This window comes from Candidatus Cyrtobacter comes, from assembly GCF_034470605.1.
GTDB classification, from domain to species: domain Bacteria; phylum Pseudomonadota; class Alphaproteobacteria; order Rickettsiales; family Midichloriaceae; genus Cyrtobacter; species Cyrtobacter comes.
Genome location: NZ_JARGYT010000050.1, coordinates 1 through 8,542 on the forward strand (window position 1 = coordinate 1; position 8,542 = coordinate 8,542).

10 protein-coding genes are annotated in these 8,542 nt (G+C 33.8%); 4 read left to right on the forward strand and 6 right to left on the reverse strand.

Annotation, left to right across the window (positions count from 1 at the left end):
* Window positions 1-236: 236 nt before the first annotated feature.
* The 5 genes from Cyrtocomes_RS03975 to Cyrtocomes_RS03995 all read right to left on the reverse strand — a co-directional run bounded on the left by Cyrtocomes_RS03975 (window position 237) and on the right by Cyrtocomes_RS03995 (window position 3,977).
* Window positions 237-428 (reverse strand): hypothetical protein, encoded by a 192-nt coding sequence (locus tag Cyrtocomes_RS03975; protein ID WP_322497909.1) that lies wholly within the window; start codon window positions 426-428, stop codon window positions 237-239.
* 13 nt (window positions 429-441) lie between these two features.
* Window positions 442-711: a hypothetical protein gene (locus Cyrtocomes_RS03980; protein WP_322497910.1), complete on the reverse strand. Its 270-nt coding sequence runs from the start codon at window positions 709-711 to the stop codon at window positions 442-444.
* 131 nt (window positions 712-842) lie between these two features.
* Window positions 843-950: a transposase gene (locus Cyrtocomes_RS06160; protein ID WP_410519703.1), complete on the reverse strand. Its 108-nt coding sequence runs from the start codon at window positions 948-950 to the stop codon at window positions 843-845.
* A gap of 299 nt (window positions 951-1,249) precedes the next feature.
* Window positions 1,250-2,500, reverse strand: a complete 1,251-nt coding sequence (locus Cyrtocomes_RS03990) for an MFS transporter (RefSeq protein ID WP_322497912.1) — start codon at window positions 2,498-2,500, stop codon at window positions 1,250-1,252.
* A gap of 16 nt (window positions 2,501-2,516) precedes the next feature.
* Window positions 2,517-3,977 carry an amino acid permease gene (locus Cyrtocomes_RS03995; protein ID WP_322497913.1) on the reverse strand — a complete coding sequence of 487 codons (1,461 nt, stop codon included), beginning with the start codon at window positions 3,975-3,977 and terminating at the stop codon, window positions 2,517-2,519.
* A gap of 168 nt (window positions 3,978-4,145) precedes the next feature.
* On the opposite strand from Cyrtocomes_RS03995, the gene Cyrtocomes_RS04000 reads away from it, so the two are divergent.
* Window positions 4,146-5,363, forward strand: a complete 1,218-nt coding sequence (locus tag Cyrtocomes_RS04000) for a hypothetical protein (RefSeq protein WP_322497914.1) — start codon at window positions 4,146-4,148, stop codon at window positions 5,361-5,363.
* Window positions 5,364-5,449: 86 nt separating this feature from the next.
* Here Cyrtocomes_RS04000 and lgt read toward each other — a convergent pair whose 3' ends face one another.
* Complete coding sequence (gene lgt, locus Cyrtocomes_RS04005) at window positions 5,450-6,241, reverse strand: prolipoprotein diacylglyceryl transferase (RefSeq protein WP_322497915.1); 792 nt, start codon at window positions 6,239-6,241, stop codon at window positions 5,450-5,452.
* 26 nt (window positions 6,242-6,267) lie between these two features.
* On the opposite strand from lgt, the gene Cyrtocomes_RS04010 reads away from it, so the two are divergent.
* The 3 genes from Cyrtocomes_RS04010 to Cyrtocomes_RS04020 all read left to right on the forward strand — a co-directional run bounded on the left by Cyrtocomes_RS04010 (window position 6,268) and on the right by Cyrtocomes_RS04020 (window position 8,340).
* Window positions 6,268-6,624, forward strand: coding sequence for a hypothetical protein (locus Cyrtocomes_RS04010; RefSeq protein ID WP_322497916.1), 357 nt, complete (start codon window positions 6,268-6,270; stop codon window positions 6,622-6,624).
* A gap of 11 nt (window positions 6,625-6,635) precedes the next feature.
* Window positions 6,636-7,268, forward strand: a complete 633-nt coding sequence (gene nth / locus Cyrtocomes_RS04015; RefSeq protein ID WP_322497917.1) for an endonuclease III — start codon at window positions 6,636-6,638, stop codon at window positions 7,266-7,268.
* A gap of 418 nt (window positions 7,269-7,686) precedes the next feature.
* Window positions 7,687-8,340 carry a hypothetical protein gene (locus Cyrtocomes_RS04020; RefSeq protein ID WP_322497918.1) on the forward strand — a complete coding sequence of 218 codons (654 nt, stop codon included), beginning with the start codon at window positions 7,687-7,689 and terminating at the stop codon, window positions 8,338-8,340.
* The last annotated feature ends 202 nt before the right edge of the window (window positions 8,341-8,542 follow it).

An 8,542-nucleotide genomic window follows, 5' to 3' on the forward strand; every position in this document is an offset into this window, starting at 1 on the left:
GAAAAAATGGACTCAGGCAAAGCAAATCCGCCGCTCCACACATTGCTCTAGCTTTTTAACTCTTATTTTATATGACGTTTTATACTGACTTAGCTATATAAGAGGCGCTATAGCTAAAGTGTCATAAAAGATTTACATAACTAATTTTGAACATACACTACCTAGGACATTCACTTTTATAATAAAATTGGACCAATGCAACTTGAGCTTCAACACTTCCCAAGATAGAGGCTTTATCATAAACCCATTGCTGCAACTCTTTCTAATGCTCCATAATACATATATGCTAAAGCTAACTGTGATTCGACATCATCCTTTAAGGCTAGTGCATGTAATGTAGTAAAAAGTGTGTTAGTAGAGTTGTATGATGATGCAAGAATCAGCATGCAAAATTGGACCAATGCAACTTGAGCTTCAACACTTCCCAAGATAGAGGCTTTATCATAAACCCATTGCTGCAACTCTTTCTAATGCTCCATAATACATATATGCTAAAGCTAACTGTGATTCGACATCATCCTTTAAGGCTAGTGCATGTAATGTAGTAAAAAGTGTGTTAGTAGAGTTGTATGATGATGCAAGAATCAGCATGCAAAACAGGCTCAGAATTCTGCAAGCAGAAAAAATATAGCTCAGTGTTAATATCGGTGCAAGAAGCTGAGTTGAGGGCAGCTGCGATGGTGACATATAAAATCCTATAAATCTGACCAAACCATCCGCAGTGCACAATCTGCATATAGATCATAGCAAGCAGAGCTACTATGCGCATAGTTCATGCAAAAATCATAACTGGCTTTACAATATATTTCACATCCTAACATAACAATCATCAAAAGACAAAGCTACGCAATCTTCAGAAAGACTATCCAATAACTTAAAACTATTTTCCATGGCCCAAAATCTTTGGGTAAATCTCTCCAAAAACAGCCATTTTTTGTCACATAAAACATAGCTAGCCTTCTTGCGTTCTTAGGTGGTACTGCTGACCCTTTCTCCTATTTATTATTTTTCTATTAAAATCCCACTCTTTATCAATAGTGTTACTATTTGTTTGACATTCTTGTCCTTTTTTGATGCCTTAATATCACATTCCTTTCAACATTTCATCGTTTACATGACTGGTTCTAAGTCCATTATTGAATTGACAATATAGGGCGGCGCCATAACAACTTACTACCATCGTATCTACCAATGATTAATCCCTACAAGCACAAACAATAACAGCCTATCATAAATGTATTGATTCTATTTAGTTAATTGTACTACGTTTAGTAGTCGTATCTTTTATGAACGCTAACCAAATAAGTGATGGTAAAGAGAGAACTGAAGATATGATAAAGAACTTCTCCCAACCAACTGTATCTACCATAGCGCCGGATGTAGAGGATATTAATGTCCTTGGAAGCATAGCAATAGAGCTTAATATTGCATAATGCGTTCCTGCAAATTTCTTATTGGATAATATGCTTATAAATGCCACTAATGCTATATTACCAAGTCCTTCACTTATATTTTCTATTATTATTATAAATGCTACAAGAATTAAATTCTTTTCAAAGTGTAAAGGCAATATAAACAATAGATTAGAGATTGATGTAAAAAATAATGCGATAATCAAGCTTTTTTTTATATTATTAAATTTTGCACATAAAACGCCACCAAGAAACGTACCTAATATAGTTGCAAAGAGTCCTACGACCTTTATTATAGATGCTATCTCAGATTTTGAAAATCCAAGTTCTTTGTAAAAAACCTGCAAAACTAATCCTATATATGCATCATTTAGCCTATAAAAAAGAACAAATAATACTATAAATACAAAGCCTCCAATTTTTATCAAGTCCACTATTGAAGTTTGAAACATGGAAACTATTCCACTGGTTTTGATGGTGTTTAAATATGTCTTTTTATCTTTATATAAGAAAGCGCATACTAATCCTGGTAATAGAAATAACATCAATGTTCTATAAGCGGTATGCCAATCAAAATAATCTGCAATATATAATGCTCCAGCTCCAGAAATTAACATGCCTATCCGGTAACCAAAAACGGCAAATGTATTACCTAATCCCTGCTCCTTATTATCTAAAATGGCTATTCTAAAACCATCTATTGCAACATCCAGGCTGGCAGAAAGAAATGCTAAAGATGCAAATAGAGATACTGTTGCTAATATATTCGTAGCAATATTATCTATACATGAAATTATAAATACATTAGCTACTAAGAGAAGTTTTATTAAGACTATCCAAGCACATCTATTGGAGAGTGGTATAAATGGGATCTTTATACTATCTATAAATGGTGCCCATAAGAACTTGAATGAATAAGGCAAGCCTATGATACCAAAAATAGCGATGCTTTTGATAGACATGCCGTTATCAGAAAGCATAAGTGCTAAATTCGAGGTTGTTAATGGTAAAAATAGACCACTAGATATACCAAAAAAGAAGATACATAAAAATTTCGGGCTACATCTCGAAATTTTAAAACGCCTCACTTACTTAATCAATATTTTAATGTATTTGTTTGGAACCTAATTTACTGTGAAATAATCCATATGTAAAGTAAATTGCTGAATAGCATAAAAGCCATATAAGGGCATATAAGTATATTATAGATGGCATGCTATATACTAGCCAAAACATCACACATATACCAAATAATGGAAGAAATGGCATGAATGGGCATTTAAACTTCCTATCTAGATCAGGGCGTGAATATCTTAGGAATATTGTAGCAAAACAAACTATTATGAATGTAAGTAAGATGCCTAGATTTCCAAGACGAACCATTTGTGTAAGTTGTGCTGTAGAAGCTGTAATGGAAACAACAATGCCAACAAATAATGTGGCTATATGTGGTACCTTATTTTTTTCATGAATTCTTGAGAGTGCCTTTGGAAATAGTCCGTCTATAGACATAGAATAGATAACCCGTATTATACCATAGGACATAACCAAAATTACAGACATAAGGCCAGCTAAGCTTCCAAATTTTATCAATGTTGCAAACCACTTCATACCCATCTTATCAACTGCTACAGCAATAGGTTCTGCGACTCCCAATTCTTTGTAAGGAGCAATACCAACAAGAACAAATGATACAAGCCCGTATATGACAGCTGAGATAAGAATAGAGCATATTATAGCTATAGGAAGAGAGCGTTGAGGGTTTTTAGCTTCTTGCGCAGCTGATGCAATATTATCAAAGCCATTATAAGCTAAAAATATCATAGATGCCCCAGCTATAATACCAGATATGCCAAATTCACCAAAATTTCCTGTATTCTGTGGTATAAAAGGTGATAGATTTTGTATATCTACGAAATAAAAACCTATAATAATGAACAGTAGGAGTACAAATGTTTTAGAAACAACGCTTAGTAAATTTATTAATTTAAAAGATTTTAATCCAGAATATAATATAAATGTAACTAACAAACATATACACAACGTTGGTAAATTTATAATAGAAGTTACATAATTACCTGATAATTCATCATATATTTGCGTACCTGTTGGATTTGTAAAAATAGCAGGTATATGAATGCCAAAATCAGATAAAAGACTTGTGAAATATCCAGACCATCCGATAGCAACTACAGCGACACTTAAGAAATTACCCATAATCAAAAGCCCTGCTGTAATATATGCAGGAAACTCTCCAAATGCAGCATACATATATGTATATGCGCTTCCAGAAAGTGGAATAGTTGATGCTAATTCCGCATAACAAAAGGCTGCGCAGATACATGCAATACCACCTACTAAGAAGGAAAGCACAACAGCGGGGCCAGCATGAAAACAAGCAGCTTTTCCAGTAAGAACAAATATACCAGCACCGACTATGGCCCCTATGCCGATCATTATAAGCTGCCACACACTAATAGAGCGCTCCAACCCAGTGGATGATTTAGATTCCGCAAGCAGTGATTCGACAGATTTTTTTCTAAAAATTTTTCTTAATATATCCATTAAATCTCTTCAAATATAATGATTTTAGCTTAGAAAGATTTGACTAAATTTATGCACAAATTCCCAGCCGAAAACCGACGGTGCATGATATTTGAATATTAAGATTATTGCAAATACTATTTAATGATGGAGGCTTTCTATATACACTGATAAGAGTAGAGATTTGATATGGTGCAAGAAAGGGTTTTGGAGGATTTAGAAGAGCAAAATGTTAATAATGAGGAAATTAGGCAAAATTTCTTATTCAAGTATTTAAGAAAACTTCCGGGGGTAAGTGGAGTTGTAACACTTGTTACAAAACTTGTACAAAAACATAAGGCATTTGTGAAAAAACATTCAATCTATCAGCGTACATTAGATTTTTTATTCTCTAGCTTTGTTGGTAGGGCGCTTAGTATCGCATCAGCTATTTCATTATTTGTTTTTTCTCCGCTTGGGCTAGCTTTTTCTATAGTGATACTTAGTTCAACTTTTTTTTCTATTGCTCTTGGAGTTTCTGCTGATGCGTTTCGTATTTATGCTGCAAAAATAAATCTGAACAAAATAGAGATGTGTAGCGAGCTGAAACAGATTAGGGCTCAGCAGATAGAGAAAATAAATCAGCTACATAATCCTCAACATGCAGAGGCAATTAAAAAGAAGCTTCAATTAGAGCGTAATATCCCAGTTGTAGTTAATAGAGGGTTTAACCCATTTAGGACATTATTTAAAATGCTGACCGGAAAAATCCCAGAGAGTACAGCAACATTAGTTGGGACTATAATATCTGGAGATCCAATTTCAACGGTGCTTGGTATAATATCCTCATCTTATTCTGTCGTTTCGGAGGGAGTATACCAAAAGGATCTTGATAAGATGAACTTAGAAATTAGAAATAAGACGAATCGAGAATTAGCACATTTAGGTGTACAAAAAGCCAATGGTACGAACCAAAGGGCTTTAAACGCAATACAACAAGTCATACTAAATGAAAGGTTAAAGTTAGAAGTTTTAAAAGGTGTTGCTGATAGATTAAGCTTAGCGCCTGATTTTGATCTAGGTAAGATTGATGGATTGGTAGATGAAATAAAAGCATCAATGAGTCGTGCGCCAACTTCTAGCAACAAACGTGAAACGCCTGGGTTTTTATCATGCGTTGGTGAAGCTTTTACGAAGCAATTTTCTGCGCGATCTATGTATGATGCGGTAGAGTATAATTCTAACAATTATAAGTTAGTACAAGGTACAGAATTGGGACAGGGTCCTCCACCTGTTCAAGCTATTGATGGAGTCTCTTATGTGCAAGAGACTCCATTTATAAGGAATCAATCTGAAAAGAATCAATCTGAAAGGAATCAATCTGTAGTTAAACGGATTAATCAGCAAGGCGCAATGAAAGTGAGATAGTTAACATAAGATTATGGCGCTTTCTAAAGTTAAGCTTTCTTCTCATATTTTTAATATGTTTGATTAGCATAAAATCTTTATATTTATCACTTATATTTCTTATTCTTTGCTAACGAGATAACAAGAATCATAAATCCGAATATCAGATTAACAATGCTGAGTAATTGCCCCATTGTATATTTATCAGCTATGAATCCTATATTTGAATCTGGCTCTCTATAACATTCTAGAAATGCTCTTATTATAGAGTATAATACTAAGAATGCAGATGATAAGAAGCCTGACCCGAATTTAAAAAATCTTGATAAAAAGAGCATGATGGCAAAAAGCAAAATTCCCTCACCGAATGCTTCATAGAGTTGGCTTGGGTGCCTTGAAAAATCTTCATCATAAAAAATCACTGACCAAGTGATATCTGATGGACGCCCCCTTAATTCTGCATTTATAAAATTAGCTAATCTACCAAAAAATAGGCCAAGTGGCACAACTACAGCAATGAGGTCATATAAAATAAACGGATTCATTTTATATGCGTATGAAACTAATAATATAACAAGAATCATGCCAATTAAGCCACCATGGAACGACATTCCACCCTCCCATATATAAAACAGGCTCATAGGCTCGAGCATAAGGCTATTCCATGCATATATTAACATATATCCAATTCTTCCACCGAATATTATGCCAATCATACAGTAGATCTCAATATTATTAGATAGTGATTCTGGTAAGTATAGCTTGTGTAACTTGCTCAATTTTCTTATCAACGCACAGCAAATTAATATACCAAGTGCATATGATATACCGTACCATTTAAGAGAAAGTGGGCCGATCCTAATAGCCTCTGGATCCATATATTGCAAATTTATAGCCATAAGTGTACACTCAATTAAGTTTATATGTGGTTATTATTGTAATGGGGAAAGATATATTTGATAGCATTTCTAAGTTTACAAATTCAAGTATCTCTACAATATCGGAAATGTGGAAGGATCTTGGGGTTTTTGTAAAAAATCAAGTTGAATCTACCATAAAGGGTATGAATTTTATAACAAGGTCAGAATTTGAAGCGCTAAAAAAGCTCGTTATTCAAAATAAGATCGAAATTGAGAAAATAAAAGGTAAATCTGTTAAGGAGAGTGATATAGAATTAGAGCTCCGTAAGATGGCAGATTTTTTTGAAGCTAAGGGGAGGGAGGATAATAAATCTTCAGGGAAAGATATAAATGATAATAATACTTCACAGGATATAAAATGAATATATAAAAAGTGGGGAGAGTAGGTAAGTTGTTTGAGATCTTAGAGCTTAATAATCCCAACCCTAAGATAGAGTTGGATTATATAAATGAGTATACCTTGCTTGTTGCCGTTATACTTTCTGCTCAATCTACTGATAAAGGGGTGAATAGAGCTACTGGCCCCTTATTTAATATTGTTAAATCACCAGAGCAAATGGTGAATCTTGGTGAAGAGGGCTTAAAACAATATATAAAAAGTATTGGGCTTTTTAATTCTAAGGCTAAAAACATCATGGAGATGAGTAAAAAGCTTATAAGAGATTTTGACAGCAAGGTCCCGGATAACTTGGAAGATTTGATGAGTCTTGCTGGTGTTGGTAGAAAAACAGCAAATGTGGTATTAAACTCAGCCTTTGGTAAGGCTACAATAGGGATAGATACACATGTTTTGAGATTAAGTAACAGATTAGGGTTATGCGATACAAAAAATGTTCTACACGCAGAAGAGCAGCTAATGCATATTTTGCCAGAAAAATGGGCTAGAAAGGCCAATCACCTATTAGTTCTACATGGAAGATATGTATGTACAGCAAGAAATCCTAAATGCAATGAGTGCAAGATAAGGGATTATTGTAACTTTTACATTACCTCATTAACAAAATAGGTAAAAAACCTATTGTATAAAAAGATATGGTTCCGATATAGGCAGAATATATAAAGAGAGAAATTATATGTAGATAACCTACAGATAAAATTTGTATTATAACAAGTTATAGAGCGTAGAGCCATAATATTACGCAAATTCAAATCGTATAATTTTTAGTACCTTTACAGTAATCAAAATCTATTCTACGTAACATAATAATATTATATTACCATATATTGACGCTATTGCCGAGCAATATTATCATGAGAGGGTGGTAGTAGGTTGGTATGGTATGTAAATTTGAGTGGTTTTACAGGCTGCTTTTTCGCATTTATAAGGCTTGTTTCTGTGCGTTTGTATCGCGCTTTTACCATATATTCTTCCTGAATCTCTTGGTAATTTGTGAAAATTTGTTTTGGTTTATTTCTTGTTAATTATGGAACTTAAGTCTTTTTTTAATAATTTGAATGTTAATTTTGCTCAAATTAGCTCTCTTGGCTGTCATGTTAAGCGCTTTAAATCTTTAAGCGATGTAGATAGCGCTGATTATTTTTGTGTTGTTAATGAAAATAGTGGGGTCATTGGCGGATATTGCTCTAACTCACTCAAGGGAGATAAGAAGAGTAGACTTTTACTAACCTCTTATAGAATTGATGGTAATATCGTAGCTTTTAATGGATTAGTTGAGTTTAAATGTGCAGAAAATCACACTATGTTCGAGTTGAAGCATACTTATAAAGTTGAAGCCTCTTATAATTGTGTATTCGCAAAAGAAATAGGTAGCTCTCCTGATTTGTTGCGTAAGATTAATGTGCCTGCCTTCGTTTCTAATGGTGCTACTACTCTTCAAATGGTTATTGATGACATGAAGGCTCGTTGTCCGCATATCATTGTTGGTATGACTCAGACTCATGCAAATTCTAAAAGTGTGATGTTTGATGATTTCGAGGAGCAATATGTTGACCCTTATAGAATTAAGGGTTGGTGGCTTATGGGTAAGCTAGATGTAGAATCAACTAACGTTATTTTAGAAAATTTAAGTAAAGAACTGTCTATTATTATAGAAGAGTGCAGAGGGGATGATTTATAGTGCGCTTGAGCGGTTTGGTTGATCATTGTTTTGACTGTACGTTCACCTGATTTTGTTAATTTATTAAAGTATATTATATGAATATTAGGCACTGTTAACAAAGGTTGTATTTAATAGATGCTAAAGCTATAAAGGCAAGGAAAGAGAGATCGGATTTCTCAAATCGTAATGCTAAGCGTCGATTTTCTTTGAGTTTAGCGAA